25 protein-coding genes are annotated in these 21,034 nt (G+C 56.3%); 9 read left to right on the top strand and 16 right to left on the bottom strand.

Annotated features, from left to right (window positions below):
- Positions 1–58: 58 nt before the first annotated feature.
- The 4 genes from VN114_RS03690 (at position 59) to VN114_RS03675 (ending at position 4,100) form a co-directional block, all read left to right on the top strand.
- A complete protein-coding gene (locus VN114_RS03690; RefSeq protein WP_325512110.1) occupies positions 59–1,684 on the top strand; it encodes a hypothetical protein in 1,626 nt (541 codons plus the stop codon).
- Between the two features lie 179 nt (positions 1,685–1,863).
- Complete coding sequence (locus VN114_RS03685; protein ID WP_325512108.1) at positions 1,864–2,880, top strand: alpha/beta hydrolase; 1,017 nt, start codon at positions 1,864–1,866, stop codon at positions 2,878–2,880.
- Between the two features lie 281 nt (positions 2,881–3,161).
- Positions 3,162–3,614 carry a carboxymuconolactone decarboxylase family protein gene (locus VN114_RS03680; protein WP_325512106.1) on the top strand — a complete coding sequence of 151 codons (453 nt, stop codon included), beginning with the start codon at positions 3,162–3,164 and terminating at the stop codon, positions 3,612–3,614.
- Positions 3,615–3,785: 171 nt separating this feature from the next.
- Complete coding sequence (locus tag VN114_RS03675) at positions 3,786–4,100, top strand: DMT family transporter (protein ID WP_325512104.1); 315 nt, start codon at positions 3,786–3,788, stop codon at positions 4,098–4,100.
- 15 nt (positions 4,101–4,115) lie between these two features.
- Here the strand turns inward: VN114_RS03675 and VN114_RS03670 are convergent, their stop codons facing one another.
- The 10 genes from VN114_RS03670 to VN114_RS03625 form a co-directional block, all read right to left on the bottom strand.
- Entirely contained in the window at positions 4,116–4,757 is a 642-nt protein-coding gene (locus VN114_RS03670) for an HD domain-containing protein (protein WP_325512102.1), read from the bottom strand.
- Between the two features lie 187 nt (positions 4,758–4,944).
- Positions 4,945–5,508 (bottom strand): alpha/beta hydrolase, encoded by a 564-nt coding sequence (locus tag VN114_RS03665; protein ID WP_325512100.1) that lies wholly within the window; start codon positions 5,506–5,508, stop codon positions 4,945–4,947.
- The gene (locus VN114_RS03660; protein WP_325512098.1) at positions 5,505–6,368 is read right to left on the bottom strand and encodes an EAL domain-containing protein; all 864 of its coding nucleotides are present in this window, start codon (positions 6,366–6,368) and stop codon (positions 5,505–5,507) included. The genes VN114_RS03665 and VN114_RS03660 overlap by 4 nt, the downstream gene beginning before the upstream one ends.
- A gap of 71 nt (positions 6,369–6,439) precedes the next feature.
- Positions 6,440–6,658, bottom strand: coding sequence for a molybdopterin-binding protein (locus tag VN114_RS03655; protein ID WP_325512096.1), 219 nt, complete (start codon positions 6,656–6,658; stop codon positions 6,440–6,442).
- Between the two features lie 69 nt (positions 6,659–6,727).
- The gene (locus tag VN114_RS03650) at positions 6,728–7,567 is read right to left on the bottom strand and encodes an ATP-binding cassette domain-containing protein (protein ID WP_325512094.1); all 840 of its coding nucleotides are present in this window, start codon (positions 7,565–7,567) and stop codon (positions 6,728–6,730) included.
- Positions 7,568–7,588: 21 nt separating this feature from the next.
- Positions 7,589–8,428 (bottom strand): aliphatic sulfonate ABC transporter permease SsuC, encoded by an 840-nt coding sequence (ssuC, locus tag VN114_RS03645; protein ID WP_325512092.1) that lies wholly within the window; start codon positions 8,426–8,428, stop codon positions 7,589–7,591.
- Between the two features lie 12 nt (positions 8,429–8,440).
- Positions 8,441–9,589: an FMNH2-dependent alkanesulfonate monooxygenase gene (gene ssuD, locus VN114_RS03640; protein WP_325512169.1), complete on the bottom strand. Its 1,149-nt coding sequence runs from the start codon at positions 9,587–9,589 to the stop codon at positions 8,441–8,443.
- 79 nt (positions 9,590–9,668) lie between these two features.
- Entirely contained in the window at positions 9,669–10,685 is a 1,017-nt protein-coding gene (locus VN114_RS03635) for a sulfonate ABC transporter substrate-binding protein (protein WP_325512090.1), read from the bottom strand.
- 144 nt (positions 10,686–10,829) lie between these two features.
- Positions 10,830–11,420, bottom strand: coding sequence for an NADPH-dependent FMN reductase (gene ssuE / locus VN114_RS03630; RefSeq protein WP_325512089.1), 591 nt, complete (start codon positions 11,418–11,420; stop codon positions 10,830–10,832).
- A gap of 55 nt (positions 11,421–11,475) precedes the next feature.
- On the bottom strand, positions 11,476–12,495 hold the full coding sequence (locus VN114_RS03625; protein WP_325512088.1) for a sulfate ABC transporter substrate-binding protein: 1,020 nt from the start codon (positions 12,493–12,495) through the stop codon (positions 11,476–11,478).
- Between the two features lie 228 nt (positions 12,496–12,723).
- Here VN114_RS03625 and VN114_RS03620 point away from each other — a divergent pair, with 228 nt between their 5' ends.
- Positions 12,724–13,281, top strand: a complete 558-nt coding sequence (locus tag VN114_RS03620) for an NAD(P)H-dependent oxidoreductase (RefSeq protein WP_325512086.1) — start codon at positions 12,724–12,726, stop codon at positions 13,279–13,281.
- Positions 13,282–13,376: 95 nt separating this feature from the next.
- Here VN114_RS03620 and VN114_RS03615 read toward each other — a convergent pair whose 3' ends face one another.
- Positions 13,377–13,793, bottom strand: a complete 417-nt coding sequence (locus VN114_RS03615; RefSeq protein ID WP_325512084.1) for a diacylglycerol kinase — start codon at positions 13,791–13,793, stop codon at positions 13,377–13,379.
- Positions 13,794–14,027: 234 nt separating this feature from the next.
- Here VN114_RS03615 and VN114_RS03610 point away from each other — a divergent pair, with 234 nt between their 5' ends.
- Complete coding sequence (locus tag VN114_RS03610; protein WP_325512082.1) at positions 14,028–14,813, top strand: IclR family transcriptional regulator; 786 nt, start codon at positions 14,028–14,030, stop codon at positions 14,811–14,813.
- A 121-nt stretch (positions 14,814–14,934) separates the two neighbouring features.
- Here VN114_RS03610 and pbpG read toward each other — a convergent pair whose 3' ends face one another.
- The 4 genes from pbpG to VN114_RS03590 form a co-directional block, all read right to left on the bottom strand.
- A complete protein-coding gene (gene pbpG / locus VN114_RS03605) occupies positions 14,935–16,131 on the bottom strand; it encodes a D-alanyl-D-alanine endopeptidase (protein WP_414694187.1) in 1,197 nt (398 codons plus the stop codon).
- Positions 16,132–16,300: 169 nt separating this feature from the next.
- Positions 16,301–17,218 (bottom strand): DMT family transporter, encoded by a 918-nt coding sequence (locus tag VN114_RS03600; RefSeq protein ID WP_325512078.1) that lies wholly within the window; start codon positions 17,216–17,218, stop codon positions 16,301–16,303.
- A gap of 103 nt (positions 17,219–17,321) precedes the next feature.
- On the bottom strand, positions 17,322–18,128 hold the full coding sequence (locus VN114_RS03595; RefSeq protein ID WP_325512076.1) for a competence/damage-inducible protein A: 807 nt from the start codon (positions 18,126–18,128) through the stop codon (positions 17,322–17,324).
- Positions 18,129–18,209: 81 nt separating this feature from the next.
- Positions 18,210–19,079: an EI24 domain-containing protein gene (locus VN114_RS03590; RefSeq protein ID WP_325512074.1), complete on the bottom strand. Its 870-nt coding sequence runs from the start codon at positions 19,077–19,079 to the stop codon at positions 18,210–18,212.
- A 172-nt stretch (positions 19,080–19,251) separates the two neighbouring features.
- Between VN114_RS03590 and VN114_RS03585 the strand changes: the two genes are divergently transcribed.
- The gene (locus VN114_RS03585) at positions 19,252–19,605 is read left to right on the top strand and encodes an FKBP-type peptidyl-prolyl cis-trans isomerase (RefSeq protein ID WP_325512072.1); all 354 of its coding nucleotides are present in this window, start codon (positions 19,252–19,254) and stop codon (positions 19,603–19,605) included.
- A 70-nt stretch (positions 19,606–19,675) separates the two neighbouring features.
- Complete coding sequence (locus VN114_RS03580; RefSeq protein ID WP_325512070.1) at positions 19,676–19,930, top strand: acyl-CoA-binding protein; 255 nt, start codon at positions 19,676–19,678, stop codon at positions 19,928–19,930.
- 110 nt (positions 19,931–20,040) lie between these two features.
- On the opposite strand, the gene VN114_RS03575 is transcribed toward VN114_RS03580, so the two are convergent.
- Positions 20,041–20,325, bottom strand: a complete 285-nt coding sequence (locus VN114_RS03575; RefSeq protein ID WP_325512068.1) for a polyhydroxyalkanoic acid system family protein — start codon at positions 20,323–20,325, stop codon at positions 20,041–20,043.
- 286 nt (positions 20,326–20,611) lie between these two features.
- On the opposite strand from VN114_RS03575, the gene fdxA reads away from it, so the two are divergent.
- Positions 20,612–20,935 (top strand): ferredoxin FdxA, encoded by a 324-nt coding sequence (fdxA, locus tag VN114_RS03570; protein ID WP_325512066.1) that lies wholly within the window; start codon positions 20,612–20,614, stop codon positions 20,933–20,935.
- Positions 20,936–21,034 lie beyond the last annotated feature (99 nt).

The following is a 21,034-nucleotide window of genomic DNA, read 5'->3' as shown; positions in this document are numbered from 1 at the left end:
CCAGCAGCGTACTCATGCTGTTCCGGCAACAACATGACAAAGGCCTGGACATTCCTTCATGACATCCCTGTCTTCATTGCAGCCGGCAAATCGTTCACCCAGTGCGCCATCGACAAATACCGTTTTGTCCCGCGTATTACCGGGCAACACTGAAGCGCAATCGTCACAGCAGTCCGCGATCGTGACGGTCGGTGCGGGCAACCCGGAACGTGTGCCGGAGCAAACGTATTCGATACCCCGCACGTCCGTCGCATCCTCATCACCGGTCTGGAAAACGAACGCGAATGACGCCATATCTTCCCGGATGGCGGGCAATTTTTTCTCCCGCTCGCTGACCAATCGCTTCACGGGTCTTGGAAGCGCTTTGCTGGATATGCTGAAGAACGGTACAAGCAATTTCTCGCAATCGGTAACGCGATCGTCTGCAGGATCGGCGGCAATCTCCTCTTCAAGTCAACAGATCCCCCCTTTCCCGCTGGCCAACGAGAAGCTTGTCGTCAAAACAAAAAGCGGTGTCGAAGTAACGATCTCTTTGAGCAACCAGGACGACCATCTGGAAGTTGCGATGGATAGCAGCGGCGAACTCGGCGACGCCGAACGCGCTGCCCTGGGAAATCTCTCCGCCGCATTTCAGGACGCCATCGACGGACTGAGCGCGAAGCCTCCCCGTCTCGATCTCGCCGGGTTGACGCAATTTGATCCGACGGCACTGTCATCGGTGGATTTTCACTCGCGGATCACGCTTGACGATCAGGCTTCCCAGACACTGGACTTCCATGCTGATGCAACGACCCGAACCTTGAATCTGGACGGGCCGACCGGCATGATGAACGTCAGCATCGACATGCACGATCCTTCGATCTGGGGCAGTTCGAAGCAGCGCGCCGATGCCATTGATAGTTATCTGAAGCAGTTCGATCAAGCTGCCTCTCGCGGCAATGCCGACAAATCGCTGATGGCAATGTTCAAGGATGCCTTTACGCAGATGAACAGTTCGTATGCTGCTGCGCCGCAACAGCAACAACTGCAGCGGCATCCTGCCATCACGCTGGCCGATGCCGATCACGCAATGTTGACGGGTCTGGCCGATTTCAATGCATCGATCGGCCAGGTGCCGAAGAGTCCTAATCCGATGCATTTGAGCGAGCTGGATACGTTTTCCTATCAGGTATCCCAGAGCACGACCGTAAAGGGAACGAATCAACTGAACCGATCGATCTCGCAACAACAGCAATCGCATCTGAGCGCAAGTTACCACCTGTCGCTCATTCCGGATGTGCGACTGGAGCTGACCACCGAGAACAAGTCACAAAATTATTATTACAAGCAGATCGACGATACGGCGAATAGCTCGACCGAGATTGCCTATACAAAAGGAAAACTGACCAACGCATCGTCAACGCAATCAGCCAGTCAATCCACACATGTTTTGAAGTATGAGATGGGCAAGGTGACCAAAGACACCACGACGCCATTCAACGCCTCGTTGACGCGGGATATTCTGGCGACGCTCAAACCTTTTCTCGACGATTCCAGACTCCAGACGCCGGACGATATTTATCGCTGGGAACAGACATTATCGAACGTGCATGACCAGAGTTTCCTGCGGTCAAACCCTGCCGATCTGCATGCCAGCGACTGGAAAACGCTCGTTCAAGCCGACGCAAGCGCAGCCGAACAATAAGCTTCAATGCGACGTGATCCCGCTTCGGACGCGACCGGTGCAAGCGTGATCGATGGCGAAAGAGAAATCTTTTTTCATCGCATTCAGAACGACATGAACCGCGTCAACCAATTTCCCTTGTTCCGACAATAATCGCGAAGCGAAACTATACTTGGCGTGTCCTCATACAAGGAGTTCACATGTCTCTCGTTCACCGTTTTCTTCATGGTCTGCTCGCAGCGGGCCTGTCGTCCGCATGTCTGACCACGTTCGCTGCCGACGATCCGGTCTACGGCCCCGAGCTGGAAGGTTTCACCTATCCCTATCCGGTCCAGCAATACCAGTTCACATCGCAAGGCATTCCGTTGCACATGGCCTACATGGATGTAATGCCGAACATACCAAACGGTCGCACCGTGGTTCTGATGCATGGCAAAAATTTCTGCGGGGCGACGTGGGCCTCCAGCATCGACGTACTGTCTCGTGCCGGTTATCGGGTAATCGCGCCGGACCAGATCGGCTTCTGCAAGTCGAGCAAACCGGAACATTATCAATACACCTTCCAACAACTGGCGGCGAACACGCATGCACTGCTCGAGTCGATCGGTGTAAGCCGGGCGACCGTCATCGGTCATTCGACAGGCGGCATGCTGGCCGTGCGTTACGGGCTGTTATATCCACAGCAAACCGAACAGCTTGCGCTCGTCAATCCAATTGGCCTGGAAGACTGGAAAGCGTTGGGTGTTCCGTCGCTCGGCGTGGATAAATGGCATGCGCGGGAACTGCAAACCTCCGCAGACAAGATTCGGAACTATGAAAAATCGACGTACTACGTGAATCAATGGAAGCCCGAATATGAACCGTGGGTGCAAATGCTAGCAGGAATGTACCGCGGGCCGGGCAAGCAAATCGTCGCGTGGAATTCAGCGCTGTTGTACGACATGATTTACACCCAGCCAGTGGTGTACGAATTTCCATTATTGAAGATGCCCGTCCTGCTTTTGATCGGCACCAAGGACACTACGGCCATCGGCAAGGATGCCGCGCCTGCAGAAATTCGTCCGCAACTTGGCAAGTATGCCGAACTGGGGAAACGTACCGCGAAGGCCATTCCTCATGCAACGCTTGTTGAATTCGACGATCTGGGACATGCACCGCAGATGCAGGATCCGGCACGCTTTCACGAAGCGTTGCTGAAGGGGCTGTCGGCAAAGTAGCGCGTGAAGGGACAGAGGGATTACATAGTGTGCTCTGCAATCTCTTTGTCATTCCATGACGAAAATTGCTACCAGCAAATCGCGCAATCAATCTCTGCTTCCCGGCGTCGCCTCTTTGAATCTGTTCACCACCAGGCATTGAAATGCATGTCCGTAAATCAATCAAACATAAAAACCGGACTAACGCATGGCCCATAAAAAAATGTCGATCTTGGACCTACTCCAATAGGCCGGGATGTCTCAAGATGGAATCCCTACATCAACAAACACAAGGATTCATCATGAGCAAACGACTCGATTATGCCAACGCTTCACCCGACGGGTACAAGGCTTTCGGAGGTGTCTATGTCGCCGTCCAGAAAAGCGGTTTGCCGAAAGAACTAGTCGACCTCGTCTACCTGCGCATATCGCAAATCAATGGCTGTGCGTATTGCATCGACATGCATTCACGCGATCTGCTCAAGAACGGACTGAGCGTGGAAAAACTGGTACTGGTTCCGGTATGGCACGAATCCGGCAATGTTTTCAGCAAGCGCGAACGCGTTGCACTTTCCTGGGCAGAAACCGTGACCCGCGTCTCTGAAACCGGCGTTCCCGATGCCGACTACGAAGCCGCGATTGCCGAGTTCAACGAAAAGGAACTCGCCGACCTGACCTACGCCATCGGCCTGATGAACGCCTTCAATCGCTTCGGCATTTCGTTCCGAGTACCTCCGGCTGCCGCACAAGCCTGAAGCACGACAAGCAAGCGCTTCTTGCGTCAGTAATGACATGCGTGCGCTCGTTTTTTTCCAATTGCTGCATCGATGCTTACGCATCGTGCGGCACGGTTCGCGCACCGTCAATTGCGCCCTGATCAAATCGCCATGTCACACGTGGCGACTCAATGAACGGATCTGTCACTGATGGCATGGATATTACTCAGCATCGCCGGAATCTTCGAAATCGCATTCGCGTTCGGCATGAAATGGTCTGAAGGTTTCACACGGCTGACGCCCGCGCTGTTCACGATCGTTACCGGTCTGTCCAGCGTCATTCTTCTTTCGCTCTCGCTGCGCACACTCCCGATCGGGACGGCCTACGCGGTGTGGACCGGTATCGGTGCGGCAGGCACGGCCATTCTTGGCATGATCATGCTCGGCGATTCCACCGCGCCGCTCAGGTTGCTCTGCATCGTGCTGATCCTTGCCGGCGTGATCGGTCTCAAGCTCGTTTCGTAAAACGAGCTTGAGCCATCATCCCTTCCAGGCGGAATTGCGAATGACGCAGCAGAAATTCCCGCGACAAAAATGCGGTTCCTTGTCCGCGATCACATCCGCCTTGACGTTGCCGAACGTCGTATCGGGCTTGTGCTTAATGCCGTTATAGAACGTCTGAATGATGTCTTCCTTGAAGTTCGGCGTTCTTGGATGGACATCGACGATGGCGTTTCTGATGTCGTCGGAATAATCATCGTACTTCATGCCCAGCACGTCCATCTCCACACCGGCAGTCACCAGCGCAATTTCGGGACGCATGTATTGCGGAATACCCGGCGTGGTGTGCAAGGCAATCGCGGTCCAGACGGTTTCGACATCGTGCTCTGAAATGCCGCGCTGACGCAGAAAGTCGCTCGCCACGTTGGCGCCATCGACTTCAAAGCGATCATGCGTGCTGCTGTGCTGATGCATCAGTCCCATGTCGTGGAACATGGCGCCGGCATAGAGCAATTCGGGATCGAACTTCAATCCCCTTTTCTTCCCTGCCAGCGCGCCAAAGTAATAGACGCGGCTTGAATGATGGAACAACAGTGGCGATTCGGTATCGCGCACGAGTTCCGTGATTTCCCGGGCGAGCTTGCTGTCGGGTACGCTGATGCCACCGATGACGATAGACATGTCCTTCTCCTGATGAATGATGGGAATTTCAGTCTATAAAGAACGTCCGGGTGTCTCAATCTTCTCGCAGCGCGAAATCCTGCCAATCTAGGTGCCTATTCCGCCAAGGAGCGGGATTTGATTGAAGCGGCAAATGAGCGTCATAGCTTTGCTGCTTTTTTATTGCGACATTGCTTCTTATCAACAATCAATTTTCACCGATCGCCGCCAGCGTATCCGCCATGTCGAGCAAATAGCCGAACTGCTGCAAGCCCTGCTCCCAGTCCCCCAATCCGGACTCGGCATTGATGTGGCCCAGCGATCCCCCATTCACGAAACCGCATCGCCAGTTGTCCGCCCAATAAGCCGCACGCGTCGCATCCATCCATGGATCGTTGACGCTGCCGATCACGATGGCGGGGCATTTGATATGTGCGGAACGCAAAGCATCGGCAACACCGAACTTGTCCGGGTCGGCCGGCGCAACCAGCAGCACGCCAGCCAGATTGAAGCGGCCGCAGCTTGCCGCATGCATCGTCGTCAGACAGCCGAAGCTATGCGCAACGATCAGGGTCGGACGCTCGCTCTCCCGCAATACCTGCTGCAAGCGATGCGACCATTGCGGAAGATCGGGCTTGCTCCAGTCGTGCTGTTGCACACGTTGAAACGACGGATACCGCCGCTCCCATCGTGTCTGCCAGTGATCGGGACCGCTGCCGTGCAGGCCCGGCACGACCAGCACGCGATACGCCTGCAAGGACGCATGATTCACGGCGTGACTTCCTCCGGCAATTCCTGTTCGGCTTCAGCCGAATCGGCAAACACGGCGCGTGGACGATCGAACAGATAACCCTGTGCCAGAATCGTGTGAGGCGTCTGTTCTGCCAGCCTGCATAATTTTTCCTGCACGCTCGACGATTCGACGCGCTTGAAAATGACGGCCACATTGCTGCCGGCAGCTTCCTCCAGCAGACGCAACACGGCAGCGTCATCGGTCAATTCGCGTGCATCGAGCTTGATGACGTCCGGTTCGATCTGGCGTATCTGTTCCAGCCCCTGTTTTGCATCAGCGACATTGATCGCCAGACGAAAGCCGTTGCGCCTGTAATTGTCCGCAACATAATGCGCAATCCATGCCTGCCGTGTCTGTATCGCCGGCAACTGCAACACCACTTTGCGATGCGGCAGTTCGAGTAGATCGAGCACATGCCGGAACGACATGCCGTGATTGCTGTCGACCGCTGCCAGCAGCCGTGCATGCACACTCAGATACAGGTCGGCGTCGGCCATTTCCGGTTGTCGATAGAAATTGACGGTATGCAGCAGGCGGCACATCCGATCGAGTTCGATCGACTGATCATCGGTGGCCGTCGTATCAAGCAGTTTCCAGATACTCAATCCTTCATCGCTGCACGCGTTGTTACATGCGTTATTACGTGCGTAGCTGCGCATGAAACCCTGCACGCCGACGACGCGATTGTTCTGTAATGCACGTATCGGCTGAAATACGCTGGTCAGCGTGGAATTGAGGTAGCGGCCATGCGCCTTGCCCTGCTTGTCCAGCCACAGCGACGTATCGACCGGCGCATCGCGCAGTCGCGCCAGGTAATCCTGCAGTGCGGGAAAGGTCATGGTCTTGTTTCCAGTGAAATGCGCTGCATGACGGACCGCGTGGTATGCGAGATCACGCAGCAGCATGCGATTTACAGCAGCTTGGCGAGCGATACTTCGGTCGCCTTGACCAGCGCCACGACTTCGGTGCCGACCTTCAATTCCAGATCTTTGACCGAACGCGTGGTGATCACCGATGTGACAGTGCCGCCCGGTGTATCGACGTCGACTTCAGACAATACGTCGCCCAGAATGATGTTGCTGATCTTGCCCTTGAACTGATTGCGTGCGTTGATTTTTTCGATACCCATGATTGTTCCTTGATAGATAAATGATTTAAATACGAACCTGCAAAACGAATAAAGAATGGCTACCGGGAATCACACCGCCCACGCAAACTGGTTGACGGCCTTCAATAGTGAAACGTCGCCCAGCAACGAATCCTGATCGTTGGCCGATGCCGGCTGTTGCAGCACGCGCGACAGGATGCGTTCTTCCAGTTGCGCGAATGCTGCGTTACCGCGTGCACGCGGCCGTGGCAACGCAATCTGTTCATCCAGCGTGATGCGGCCATCCTCGATCAGTACCACGCGATCGGCCAGTGCAATCGCTTCCTGCACGTCATGCGTGACCAGCAAGGCGGTAAAACCGCGCTGCTGCCACAGCGATTCGATCAACTGCTGCATCTCAATACGCGTCAAGGCATCGAGTGCACCAAGCGGCTCATCAAGCAACAATAGTTCGGGATCGTGCACCAATGCGCGTGCCAGTGCGACGCGCTGTCGCTGCCCACCGGACAGCACGGCCGGCCATTCGCCTGCGCGTTCGGCCAGCCCGACCTGCTTCAACGCACGCAATGCGCGGTTGTTCTTCGGCAGGCCGAGCGCGATGTTGTTGAGTACGCGCTTCCACGGCAGAAGACGCGAATCCTGAAACATGATGCGCGTCTCCGGACGCTTGACGCCGTCATCGAACACTAGCGTGCCGCGGTCGGCCGTTTCCAGCTCCGCGATGAGCCGCAGCAGCGTACTCTTGCCGCAACCGCTACGACCGACGACCGCGACGAACTCGCCCGGCTTCAGCGTCAGGTCGACCGACTTCAGCACGTCCCGACCTCCGTAGGATTTGAACAGGCTCTTGAGCGCGACGCGGATACCGCGCTTCGTCGCCGACGTTTCCATTGCCTGCACCTGTTTCTGTTCTGTTTGATTGCTTTGCATGATCTGCTCCTCAATGCCGGTCTAGTGGCGGTAACCGGGATGCCAGCGCAGCCAGTAACGCTCGAGCAAACGCGAGACGACGTCAGCCAGTTTGCCCAGCAATGCGTACAACAGGATGCCCACCAGCACGACGTCGGTCTGCAGGAACTCGCGTGCATTCATCGTCATGTAGCCGATGCCGGATTGCGAGGAAATTGTTTCCGCCACGATCAGCAACACCCAGACGAGACCGAGCGAAAAACGCACACCGACCAGAATCGAGGGCAACGCACCTGGCAGAATCACATCGCGATACAGCGGCCAGCCCGATAGTCCGTAACTCTTCGCCATCTCGATCAAACCCTTGTCGACCGCGCGAATGCCGTGAAAGGTATTCAGGTACACGGGAAAAAACACGCCGACCGCGACCAGAAATATCTTCGATGCTTCCTCAATTCCAAACCACAGAATCACCAGAGGAATCAACGCCAACGCAGGAATGTTGCGGATCATCTGCAGCGTCGTATCGAGCAGTGTTTCCGCAGTCTTGAAGGTGCCGGTCAGCAGACCGAGCAACAACCCCAGTCCTCCGCCCACGCCAAAGCTGACCACCGCGCGCCACAGGCTGACCTTGACGTGCGTCCACAGCTCGCCCGAGCCCGCCAGACTCCACGCCGCTTTCGCTACTGCGAACGGCTCGGGCAGAATGCGGCTGGATAACCATCCGACATGCGCGGCGACCTGCCATACGGTCAGCAGCAGGACCGGCACGATCCATGGCAGCACGCGTTTCCACCACGCACCGCGCCATGTCGATATCGGTTTGACGGCCACACCGGATGTTGTGGGTGCGCCGGAGAGATTGGCTGGAATTGCACTCATGGTTGCTCCTTCCTAGCTCTGCGATACCTTGGGCAGAATGTCGTTGGAAATCACTTCCCCGAAGGGGCCTGTGAGCACAGGTTCATTCGCACCTTCCCTGCCCTTGCCCAGCAACGGGAATACCAGTTCAGCAAAGCGATACGATTCTTCCAGATGCGGATAGCCCGACAGGATGAATGTCTCGATGCCGAGATCGGCATATTCCTGCATGCGTGCCGCGACCGTTTCCGGATCGCCAACCAGCGCCGTGCCTGCACCGCCGCGCACCAGACCCACGCCCGCCCACAGGTTCGGCGACACTTCCAGCTTGTCCCGCTTGCCGCCATGCAGCGCTGCCATGCGCCGCTGTCCTTCCGAATCCATCTTGTTGAACGATGCCTGTGCACGCGCGATCAGATCGTCGTCCACGTACTTGATCAATTCATCGGCGGCCTTCCATGCTTCTTCATTCGTTTCGCGCACGATGACGTGCAGGCGAATACCGAACTTCAATGTACGGCCATGTCTGGCAGCGCGGGTACGCATGTCGGCAATTTTTTCCGCAACCGCAGCCGGCGGCTCACCCCAGGTCAGATAGACATCGACCTGTTCTGCCGCCAGTTCGTGTGCTGCTTCCGACGAGCCGCCGAAATATAGCGGCGGATAGGGTTTCTGCATTGGTGGATAAAGCGTCTTTGCGCCCTTCACCTGAATGTGCCTGCCGTCGAAATCGAAACCGGCATTGCCACCTTCTCCAGCCAGCGATGCACGCCAGACGCGCAGAAATTCATCGGTGATTTCGTAACGTTCCGCATGGTTCGCGTGCAATCCATCGGCTTCCAGTTCCGCCTGATCGCCGCCGGTCACCACGTTGATCAGCAAGCGGCCTTTCGACAGGCGATCGAACGTGGCCGCCATGCGCACCGACAAACCCGGCGTGCTCAACCCCGGTCGGATCGCGACCAGGAATTTCAGCCTTTTCGTCTCGCCGATCAGGCTGGATGCAGTCACCCATGCGTCTTCGCACGAGCGCCCGGTAGGCAGCAGCACGCCGTCGTAACCGAGCGTGTCGGCCGCGGTCGCGACCTGTTTCAGATAATCGAAATCGACTTGTCGCGCGCCCTTCGACGTCCCGAGATAACGGCTATCGCCATGCGTTGGCAAAAACCAGAATACGTTCAAACTCATCATGCAATCCTTCAAAACCTGTTCGTGAACTTGGGTCGCGCTGACCGTTCCGTGCGCAATCCGTGCGTGTGCATCAGGATGCAAGCGGAAGCACCGCGTCCTTGACGCTGATCTTTTTCGGAATCAGTTTCAGTTGATGGAACGCGTCGGCAATCCTCTGCTGATCGGCAATGACCGATGGCGTGACGGCGCGAACGCCGTAGGCAAGACGCTTCGTCGCCAGTTCGACCGTCGGTCGATCGAGTCCGGTTTGCGCGGCAAGGATGCCGGCGACTTCCTTCAGATTTTTGCTACTCCACTGATCGACCTGATCAAGTTCGTCCAGCAGGATGGCGACGATCTTCGGATTCCTTTGCGCGTAGGATCGGGAAGCGAGGAAGAACTGATGATTCGCCACCAGGCCGCTGCCGTCGGTCAACACACGCGCCTTCAACTGCACTTCGGCAGCGGCCTGGAACGGATCCCAGATGACCCACGCATCCAGACTGCCGCGTTCGAATGCCGCGCGCGCGTCGGCCGGCGCGAGAAACAGCGTCTGGATATCGGAATAGGCAAGCCCGGCTTTTTCCAGCGCCTTGACCAACAGGTAATGCACGTTGGAGCCGCGATTGAACGCAACCTTTTTTCCCTTGAGATCGGCCACCGTTTTCAACGGCGAGTTGTGCGGTACCAGAATCGCTTCACTGAGCGGCGATGGCGGCTCGTTACCGACATAGACAAGATCGGCTCCTGCGGCCTGGGCAAAAATCGGCGGCGCTTCGCCTGTCGTGCCGAAGTCGATGCTGCCAACGTTCAAGCCTTCCAGTAACGCAGGGCCGGCGGAAAATTCCGTCCACTTCACCTCCACGCCTTCTGTTGCCAGACGTTTCTCCAGCGAGCCGCGACCTTTCAAGATCACCAGCGTGCCGTACTTTTGATAGCCGATGCGCAAGACGGTTTTCGTCTGGGCCGTGACAGAATTCGGCAAACCGGCGGCCAGCGCACCGAGCGCGGCGGCAGACAGGTAACCCAGTGTGCGCCGTCTGCCGGCACGTTTGTTTTCCAATGGTTCGTCTGCTGCATCAACCACGTTATCGATTGAATCATTCATTGCGCTTTTCCTGACATTCAAGATTTTTGACAAAAGGAATCCCGTCGGCACAGTCGTGCCGTTTTTCTGAAACAGAATCGGGGTTTTCTTTAGCGGCGCCGAACGCTTCAGCTCGCCGCATGGTTCATGTGTTGATGTTCAACGTCACACGCTACATCGCACGCTGGAAAACGGAATCGATTCGAATCCGCTCAACGCAGTATCCTGCAATGCGATCAGGCTGGCAGACAGGTTTTCCACGCCATCGCTGACCCGCCTGGCGATGACTTCATCGATCGTCAGGCCCGCTTCTTCCGACCATGCGATCTGTTGTTCGGTCGCGTAAATGCTCGGCAGAACATGTCGCGCATCGAGTGCGGACAGTACCGGACGCAAGCCGTAATCCAGCGCCAGCATGTGTGACTGGCTGCCGCCGGTAGCCAACGGCAACACCAGCTTTCCTTTCAAACCATCCTGCGGCAGCAGATCGAGAAACGCTTTCAGAATGCCGCTGTAGGCCGCCTTGTAAACCGGGGTGGCAATCACGACCGCGTTGGCTGCGGCAACCTGTTCACGCGCCGCCTTCAATGCCACGTCACCGAAATCGGCATGCAACAACGACTGCGCCGGCAGGTCTCGCACATTCAGCTTTGCATAACGGTGCCCTAACAGTGCAAGCCTTTCGCCGACGTGATACAGCAGACGCGTGGAGCGGGACGGTGCAGATGGACTGCCGGCAAGTAACAGGATGTTCATGTGCATTCCAGAATGAAACGGTTCGATTGGCGTTATCGGTGATTACTTGCCCGAATTATTTTCCGGGCTGATAGATGCGATCGAACACGCCGCCGTCGGAGAAGTGATCCTTCTGCGCCTTGGTCCAGCCGCCAGCCACTTCATCGATCGTGAACAGTTTCACTTTCGGGAACTGTGCTGCGTATTTCTTCGCAACTTTTTCATCGATAGGACGGTAGTAATTTTGTGCAGCGATTTCCTGGCCGGCATTCGTGTACAGATATTGCAGATACGCTTCGGCTACCTTGCGCGTGCCGCGACGATCCACAACCTTGTCGACGACCGCGACGGGCGGCTCGGCCAGAATGCTGACGGATGGTGCAACGATTTCAAACTTGTCCGGACCAAGCTCCTTTTGTGCCAGGATCGCTTCGTTTTCCCATGCCAGCAGAACGTCACCGATGCCGCGCTCAACGAAGGTCGTGGTCGAACCGCGTGCACCGGAATCCAGCACCGGCACGTTCTTGTACAGCCTGGTGATAAAGTCGGTTGCCGTCTTTTCATTGCCGCCCGGTTGCTTCAACGCATAGCCCCATGCAGCGAGGTGATTCCATCGAGCGCCGCCAGAAGTTTTCGGATTCGGCGTGATGACGGAAACGCCCGGCTTGACCAAGTCATTCCAGTCCTTGATGTGTTTCGGATTGCCTTTGCGCACGAGGAAGACGATGGTCGACGTGTATGGCGCGCTGTTGTGCGGCAGTCGTTTCTGCCAGTCTTTTGCAATCAGGCCACGTTCCGCGATCGCATCGATGTCATAGGCCAGCGCCAGCGTGACGACGTCCGCTTCCAGACCGTCGATGACTGCGCGCCCCTGCTTGCCGGAACCGCCGTGCGATGCCTTGATCTTCAGGTCGTCACCGGTCTTTGCCTTCCATTCCGCGGCAAAGGCCTTGTTGAATTCCTGATACAGTTCGCGTGTCGGATCGTAAGAGACATTGAGCAGAGACACTTCTGCCGCATGCAGGCCTGGTGCGATCAATGTCAGTGCGAGAACCGCAGTGGTCAATTTCGCAGCTGCAAATTTTTTAATCAGCATTTTGTTTCCCCTGAGCGTTTGTTTCGAGAGGTGCAGATTAAAATGCTGCAGGGGAAAACAGAACGAATTGTTTCACCGTTGCATATGCGTTTTACGCATAACGTTGATGCATAAAGGCTCGTGAGACATTTTCAGGAAAGTTTTCGTACAAGAATTTTTGCCGGATATCTGTTTTCCGTTCGTTCGGATTACGCTGGCAACTGCACTATTCATTGAAAAAGGATCGTTATGACTACTCATACTGTGGCTATCGTCGTCGGCAGCCTGCGCAAGGATTCGCTGAATCGCAAACTGGCAAACGCATTGATCAAGATGGCGCCACCATCATTGTCGATGTCCATCGTGGAGATCGCCGATCTGCCGCATTTCAATCAGGACTGGGAAGAAAATCCGCCACAGAACGTGCTCGACTTCCGTCAAAAGATCAAGGCAGCCAATGCCGTTCTGCTGCTGACGCCGGAATACAACCGTTCGGTACCGGGCGTGTTAAAGAACGCCGTCGACGTTGCATCGCGGCCGTACGGTCAAGGCGCATGGATCGGCAAACCGGGAGCTGTGGTGAGCGTATCGCCAGGACCGCTGGCAGGCTTTGGTGCAAATCATCATCTTCGTCAGGTAATGACGGCTGTCGGCATCAAGACGATGTCGCAACCGGAAGCCTACGTCGGCAATGCCGCCGCACAATTCGATGCAGATGGCACGTTGATCGATGCCTCCACCATCAAGTTCATGGACAAGTTCCTCAATGCATTTGCGAACTGGATCGAGCGCAACAAGGAAGCCTGACGCCTACGCGCAACTGCACATGAAAAAAGCCGGGGTAGCACAATGCCACCCCGGCTTTTTTTCATAGCAAATCGATATGTAGCCGATATGCAGCTTTATCTGCCGAAGAACAGCGGCCACAGAATCACCAGCCAGGTTACGCCCGCCAGCATCAGCGTCAGCAGCACGGCAGCGCTGCCGAAATCCTTCGCATTCTTCGACAGTGAATTACGCTCCAGCGAAACGCGATCGACAACGGCTTCGATCGCCGAGTTGATCAGTTCGACGATCAGCACCAGCACGAATACACCAATCATCAGCAAACGTTCCCACGGCATGACCGGCAGCATGAAAGCGGCGAATGTGGCAATGATGAAAGCGCAGACTTCCTGGCGAAACGCATGCTCACCGCGCCACGCCGCGCGAAATCCCGCCATCGAATAGACGAGCGCAGGAAAAATGCGCTTGAGACCGCTCTTGCTTTTGAATTCGCTGACCGGCTGTTCGCCGGCGGATTGTTCGGTATTGATCATCGCGGGTACGGTTGATTAAGGAATATGACGAGCACGACATGAACGCAAGGTGCTATCGCGCCGCCATTGCGAGGAAATTCTGAAAGCGCAGCTAGATTATCGATGTTTCGCGTGAACATCGCGTTAATTTTGCTTCATTTACTGCAGTCGTTTTCTATTGCAAAGATGACATGACCTTTTTCGATCTTTCACAATGTGGTATAACAGATGCCACTGCATTGCATGAAACAAGACATGAAAACGGCACCAACTGCAGACGAAAAAACCTCCATTCAAGTCATCGAGCGCATGGTATCGCTGCTCGACGCATTGGCAACCTATCCCGACCCGGTCAGTCTGAAAGAGCTCGCCGGCGTCACCGGCCTGCATCCATCGACCGCGCACCGCATCCTGAACGACCTGGTCCTCAAACGCTTCATCGATCGCTCCGAACCCGGCACTTACCGTCTCGGCATGCGCCTGCTGGAACTGGGCAATATCGTGAAGAGTCGCCTCAACGTACGCGATGCCGCCATCGACCTGATGCGTGCGCTGCACCGCAAGACCAACCAGACGGTCAACCTGTCGGTTCGGCAGAACGACGAAATCATCTACATTGACCGTGCCTTTTCCGAACGCTCCGGCATGCAGGTCGTGCGCGCCGTCGGCGGTCGCGCACCGTTGCATCTGACTTCGACCGGCAAGCTTTTCCTGTCCATCGACGAGCCGAACATGGTGCAGGACTATGCAAAGCGCACCGGCCTCGCAGGTCACAACAAGAATTCGATCACCGAACTGTCGCGACTGGAAAGCGAACTGGGGCAGGTTCGGGCACACGGTTATGCGCGCGATAACGAGGAACTCGAACTGGGTGTGCGCTGCATGGCGGCCGGCATCCATGACGACAGCGGGCGACTGATCGCCGGCCTGTCGATCTCGGCGCCGGCAGATCGCCTGCAGGATGCCTGGCTGGATGACCTGATGACGACGGCAAAACAGATTTCCGTCGCGCTCGGCTATGCGGAAAACAGCGGAATATAATTCACCAACCTGATGTCAGCACCTGCGAACACAAACAATTCGATCGGCAATGTGATGGCGAAATAAAAAAGGCGAACCGTAGTTCGCCTTTTTTATTTGTACAAAGAGAGCATCAATATGGTCAGCTTTCGACCACATGCGCCGCATGCGCGACGATCGCATTCTTCGGATCCTTCTCCAGCCACTTGCGAATGCGTTGCGCATCGCCAATCCGCGAATACTTGCCTTTCGAATCGAGGAAGATCATCACGATCGGTCGGTTGTTGATATTCGCCTGCATCACCAGGCAATGTCCCGCTTCGCTGATATAGCCTGTTTTCTGGATTCCGATATCCCAGTCCGCATTGGCAACCAGCCGGTTCGAGTTTGCATAATGCAGCGAACGGCCGCTTGGCTCGACCACGTATTGCGTATCGGTCGAATACTGGCGCAACACAGGATATTGCAACGCCGCCATCACCAGCTTGGACAAATCGCGCGCGGTCGCCACGTTGTCGCTCGACAGGCCGGTCGGATCGACATAGTGCGTACCGGTCATGCCGAGTTCGCGCGCCTTGGCGTTCATCGCCGTGACGAAGGCACGCACGCCGCCGGGATAATTGCGACCCAGCGTCGACGCGGCACGATTCTCCGAACTCATCAGCGCGATGTGCAGCATGTTGGCGCGCGACAGGCGCGATCCGACGCGCAGACGCGACGAACTGTGCTTGATGCGGTCGACGTCGTCGTCGGTCACTTCAAGAATCTCGTCCATGTCCTGATTCGCACCGACCACCACCATCGCCGTCATCAGCTTGGTAATCGATGCAATGGGCAGCGTCACGTTCGCGTTCTTTTCGAGCAGTACTTCGGACGATGATTGATCGAGCACCAGCGCGACATTCGAAGCCAGTGCCAGTGGATCGCGTGTCATGTTCAGGCCGGCCAGATCGCCTGCCGACAAGACAGGAGGAACAACCGGCACCGATGGCCGCGCGACGCGTTCGTAAATCACCTTGCGCTTGCCGCGAACGACGACGACCTTGCGAACGAGTTTTTCTTTGGAATTGAGCGATGCGGTCTGACGTGCCGAACTCTGGCGCGTCGATTTTTTGGCAGTCTTTTTGGCGGGCGCAGCCTTGCTGGCGGTGGTGGAACGCTTGCTTGTCTTGGTGACGGTTTTGGTTACTTTGCCCGATTTAGCCGTAACCGGCTTCTTGGTTGCGGACTTCTTGGCCGTTGTTTTCTTGTTCGAGGCAGCGGATTCCTGCGCGCTCGCAAAAGGAACGCTGCACATGACGAGCAATGAAATGAGTATCCCCAGCGCGGATTTAACCATCTGCGACTCCCGATTCGTACCAAGAAAATTGCTTGCAGTGTAGCAAAACAGCGAAAATACGCAAGATAATTAGATAGTTAGCGTTATTCATTAATCTATTTTCTAATGATTAATTTCCGGTTTGTCATTTTTCTGTCAGGTTTCAGCAGCCCTCCGGGTTCCGACAGCGTCATTTCTTCACCACAAACACCACGCCGATGATCGCAAGCACCATGCCCACCATGCCCGTCAGGCTGAACACTTCGCCGAAAGCCAGCCACGCCATCACCGCTGTTGTCGGCGGCGTCAGGTAAAGGAGACTCGTCACCTGCGTTGCTGCACTTTTTCGAATCAATGCAAACAGCAGGAAGATCGCACCCACCGACAGCGCCAGCACCGACCACAGCAATGCAGCGACGAAGCTCCATGTCCATTGCACCGATGACAGTGCCGGCGACATGCCCTCGAACACGATCGCCAGCGGCAACACTAGAACCAGCGATGCAGCAAACTGGATCGTGGTACCGGTACGCAAATCGAAATGCGGACAATATCGTTTTTGATACATCGTTCCGATGGTTATCGACAGTAGCGCCATTACGCATAACGCGATGCTTTGCCATGACAAGCCGATCAGTGAAATCTTGTTGGCGACAACCAGCGCCACACCGCACAATCCAAGGACCAGTCCGATCCATTGGCGACCGCGCACACGCTCGCCAATCAGCGGTGCGGCAAATGCCGTCAGCACCGGTTGCATGCCGACGATCAGCGCGGACAGTCCGGCCGGCATGCCGAGCTGGATTGCACACCATACGCCGGCAAGATACCCGGCCTGCACCAGCATCCCGGCGACCGCGATATGACGAATTTTTCCCGTTGGCCACGGGGCGCGCATCATCAATACCAGCGGCAGCAGAAAAATCAGAACGCCGGCGAAACGCAGCGAAAGAAACGTCAGCGGCGGTGCATACGGCAGACCGAATTTGGCAACGATGAATCCGGTGCTCCAGATGATCACGAACAGGAACGGCACTGCAGCCAGCCAGGGATGCCGGACGGGGGAATCTGATGAAGCGGAAGGAAGCGGTTTGATTGTGGAATTCATTCTTTGATCCATGGGGCGTCATCGCACATCATGCGTCTGCCAACGATGCGCCGAACGCGAAACCGCGCGACGCCCAAATGGGCATTGCGTTGCGTGACAAAAATCAGACAGGACGGATCTCGCTGCCAAACTGCGTCAATCCGGCCAGCAGTTTGTCGAATGCCTGCTCGGTCTGTTGCGGATCGCCTTTGACGCCCAGCTCGATGTGTCGTCGCGTCTGCACATCACCGACGCTGGGTAGACTGAAAACCTTCACCTGCGGAAACGCGCTTTCGATCGCTTCCATCAACGGTGTCAACGCCGACTCCATTGCTTCGAACACCAGCACCGATTTTTCCAGATGCGGCTTTCGATGGAACAGATCGGCATGATGTGTATCGAGTGCCCATTCGATCATCGGCCATGCCATCACCGGAAAACCCGGCACGAAATAATGCACGCCGCCAGCGCTGCCCTTGTGACGGATCGCGAAACCCGGGATCTTGTTGTAAGAATTCGGAACGATCTCCGCGCCCTGCGGAAACTCCCCCATCTTCAGGCGATGCAGGTTTTCCGGTTTGTTCAGATCGAACGGGACGTTCGCTTCACGCGCCATGTCGAGCATGCGTTCCTGGATTTTCTGCTTCGCTTCCGGATGCAGAACCAGCGGTACGCCAAGGGCATCGGCCGCGCATTGCCTCGTGTGATCGTCCGGCGTTGCACCGATGCCGCCGCAACTGAAGACGATATCGCCGCTGTCGAATGTGCGCTTCAAGGTTGCCGTAATACGCGCCGGATCGTCACCCACGCATTCGGACCAGGCCAATGACAGCCCGCGCGCACCCAGCAATTCGACAACTTTTGAAAAATGCTTGTCGATCCGTTTGCCGGAGAGAATTTCGTCGCCGATGATGATGAGTCCGAATGCCATGAGATTTCCTTGCGCTGACGTTGATATCCAGCGCCCATCATTATGCCGAAGATGGAAAAACCGGATACGACGCCGATGACATCATGTTCCTTCTTCGATCGCAGCCGCTTGCACTTGCGATTCTGCTGCCGGTTGTACATTCGGCTGTGCATTCGGCTGCATTGATCGATGCTGTCGCAATGCATGCATGCAGTAATGCTGGAACCACAATCCGGTAAACACGAATACCAGCACGTACAACCAGATCGCCCCCGCCGCCAGCACCGGGAAGAAGATGACCGACAGTGCGCCGCCCAACCACAGCAATGTCGGTGCAGCACCCATCGCGCCGGTGATCACGCCGATTGCCAGCAACTGCCAGCGATGCTGTTTCAGAATCGTTTTACGCTCTTCCGCATCGGCATGATCTGCCAGCGCGTCGTAGGCCATTACACGATACGTGAGCCAGCCCCACAACAAAGGCTGGATCACGAACGTCAGCGGCGGGAACAGCGACAGCGGCAGCGTTGCCAGCCACAACACGAGGAAAACAACGAACGATGAGGAGGACATCCACAGGCTGCCGATGAACGTGCCGCCCTTGCGCTGCTCCAGTTCGCCGTAACCGCGTCTGCCGACATGCCTGACGATGACCGGCATCGCCATCGTGCCGACGAACAGCAGCGCCGTCAGGATCATCAACGGCAACAGCACCCACATTGCGATCAGCGGCACGATGACCGTTTTCAGTGCGCCCATGCCGACCATTGCCAGCACGCCACCGGCAACGGCAAAGCCGTCGTTCTGCACAAAATAATCCTGCAGCCAGTCGATCATCCGCTGCAGGTAAAGCCACAGCACGAAGCCCCACACCGCGACGGACAGAATGAACGGAACAACTGTCAGCATCACCATGCGGATATGGAGTTGCGAGTAAGTCGCCCGGCCGAATGCAATCAGTATCGGTCGCATGAAAAGATGCATCCTTTTGAAAATAGTCGCCGCATTTTACCGTGCGCCCCCGTACGACGCTGGCGACGACAACCGTGCCGATGCACTTCGGCAACACGGCGGGCACGTGAGATGCCGCAGCTTCACCTGCTACAATCTGTCGGCTTTTTGACAACACTTTCAAGGAAAAGACATGACCACCACGACATCATCCGGCCTGCAATACGAAGACAAGATCGTCGGCGACGGCGCAGAAGCAGCCGCGGGCAACTACGTTACCGTGCATTACACGGGCTGGCTGCAGAATCCTGACGGCAGCGCCGGTACCAAGTTCGATTCCAGCAAGGATCGCAACGATCCGTTTCAGTTCCCGTTGGGCGCCGGTCATGTGATCAAGGGTTGGGATGAAGGCGTGCAAGGCATGAAAATCGGCGGTACCCGCACACTGGTCATTCCGGCATCGCTGGGTTACGGTGCGCGCGGCGCTGGTGGCGTGATTCCACCGAATGCCACGCTGATTTTCGAAGTGGAATTGCTGGGCGTTTAATCCCGCTCGCTTGCCAACAAGCGGCAAATCAAGGCGCAAGCGACGCCGGTGCTGTCACAAGGGAGATCCCATGAGTCTGCAGGAACAGTTCGAACAGGCAGTCGCCGATTCAAAGAACCTGCCTGAACGGCCGGACAATCTGACGCTGCTGAAAATTTATGCACTGTATAAACAGGCGGCAGGCGGCGACGTCGACGGCGAGCAACCGGCGATGACCGATTTCGTCGCGCGCGCCAAATGGGACGCGTGGAACAATCTCAAGGGCGTTTCGCAGGACGCAGCGAAACAGCAGTACATCGATCTGGTCGCAAGCCTCAAAGGGTAGGACGCAGCGAACTGCTGTCCCGCATTCTTCCCGCAAGCTCCGTGCATGGCGTTTAGACGCCGGCCGGAGCTTTTTTACTGGTGTGAAATGATGTACATCCGGTATGGGTGTCAGGCCGGTGCGCCGAAGAACTTGTCCATGTTGCGCGCAATTTTTTCTTCCAGCGTCGCCGCAAACGCCTTGAAAAGAAAGTCCAGCGTGATGTCGATCTGCGCCTCGTTCTCGCGCAGGGCCAGTGTGCCGGCCACGCCGCTGCGTCGGAACGACAACACGTCACCGTTCCATTGCGTCGTCATGTCGAACTCGCCCGCCATTTTTTCCGCGATCTGTTGCGCTGCGTCTTTCGATTGTTGCAGCGAGAGCCGGTGCTCGCGCCTGATGCTGATATCCGCCATTGCTTTTTCTCTTGCTGCCTGTGATGAAAGGGCCGGATTTTATCGCAAACGCTTCGCGATTGCCGTTCCGGGCAACGAGCCGGCAGTCCCCGCGCAGCGCGATGCGACCGAAAAATCTCCACGTCCGGAGCGCATTTGCTTATTCCAAATCCGTATAAGCCGGGTTTGTGAGCGTCGCCGATATGCATTAAAATGCTGTGTTCTGCGGCTGCGGGACTGATTGCTGCCTGTCTGCACATCCTCTGACAGCCTGCCGCTATTTCCAAATATTCAAGTTAGGACTGGTATGACCCACGTAGTAACCGATTCCTGCATCCTCTGCCGTTATACGGACTGCGTCGATGTGTGTCCGGTGGATTGCTTCCGCGAAGGCCCGAATTTCCTGTCCATCGATCCGGATGAATGCATCGACTGCGCAGTCTGTGTGGCCGAATGCCCTGTCAATGCGATTTATGCCGAAGAAGACGTTCCGGCCGATCAGCAGCATTTCATCAAGCTGAACGCGGAACTGTCGCGCGACTGGCCGTCGATTACCAAGACGAAGGCTGCCTTGCCGGAAGCCGACGAATGGAAGGACAAGCAGAACAAGCTGCCGCATCTGGCACGCTGATCCGCTTTCCCCGTAAAACGCCCCGCGAAATTCTCCCGGGGCGTTTTTTATTGCCCGTATTGTTGCTTCACACTTTATGCAACGGAATCGACGGCCTGG

This window comes from Oxalicibacterium sp., from assembly GCF_035565035.1.
Lineage (GTDB): Bacteria > Pseudomonadota > Gammaproteobacteria > Burkholderiales > Burkholderiaceae_D > Oxalicibacterium.
This window is presented reverse-complemented; position numbering and strand designations above follow the sequence as displayed.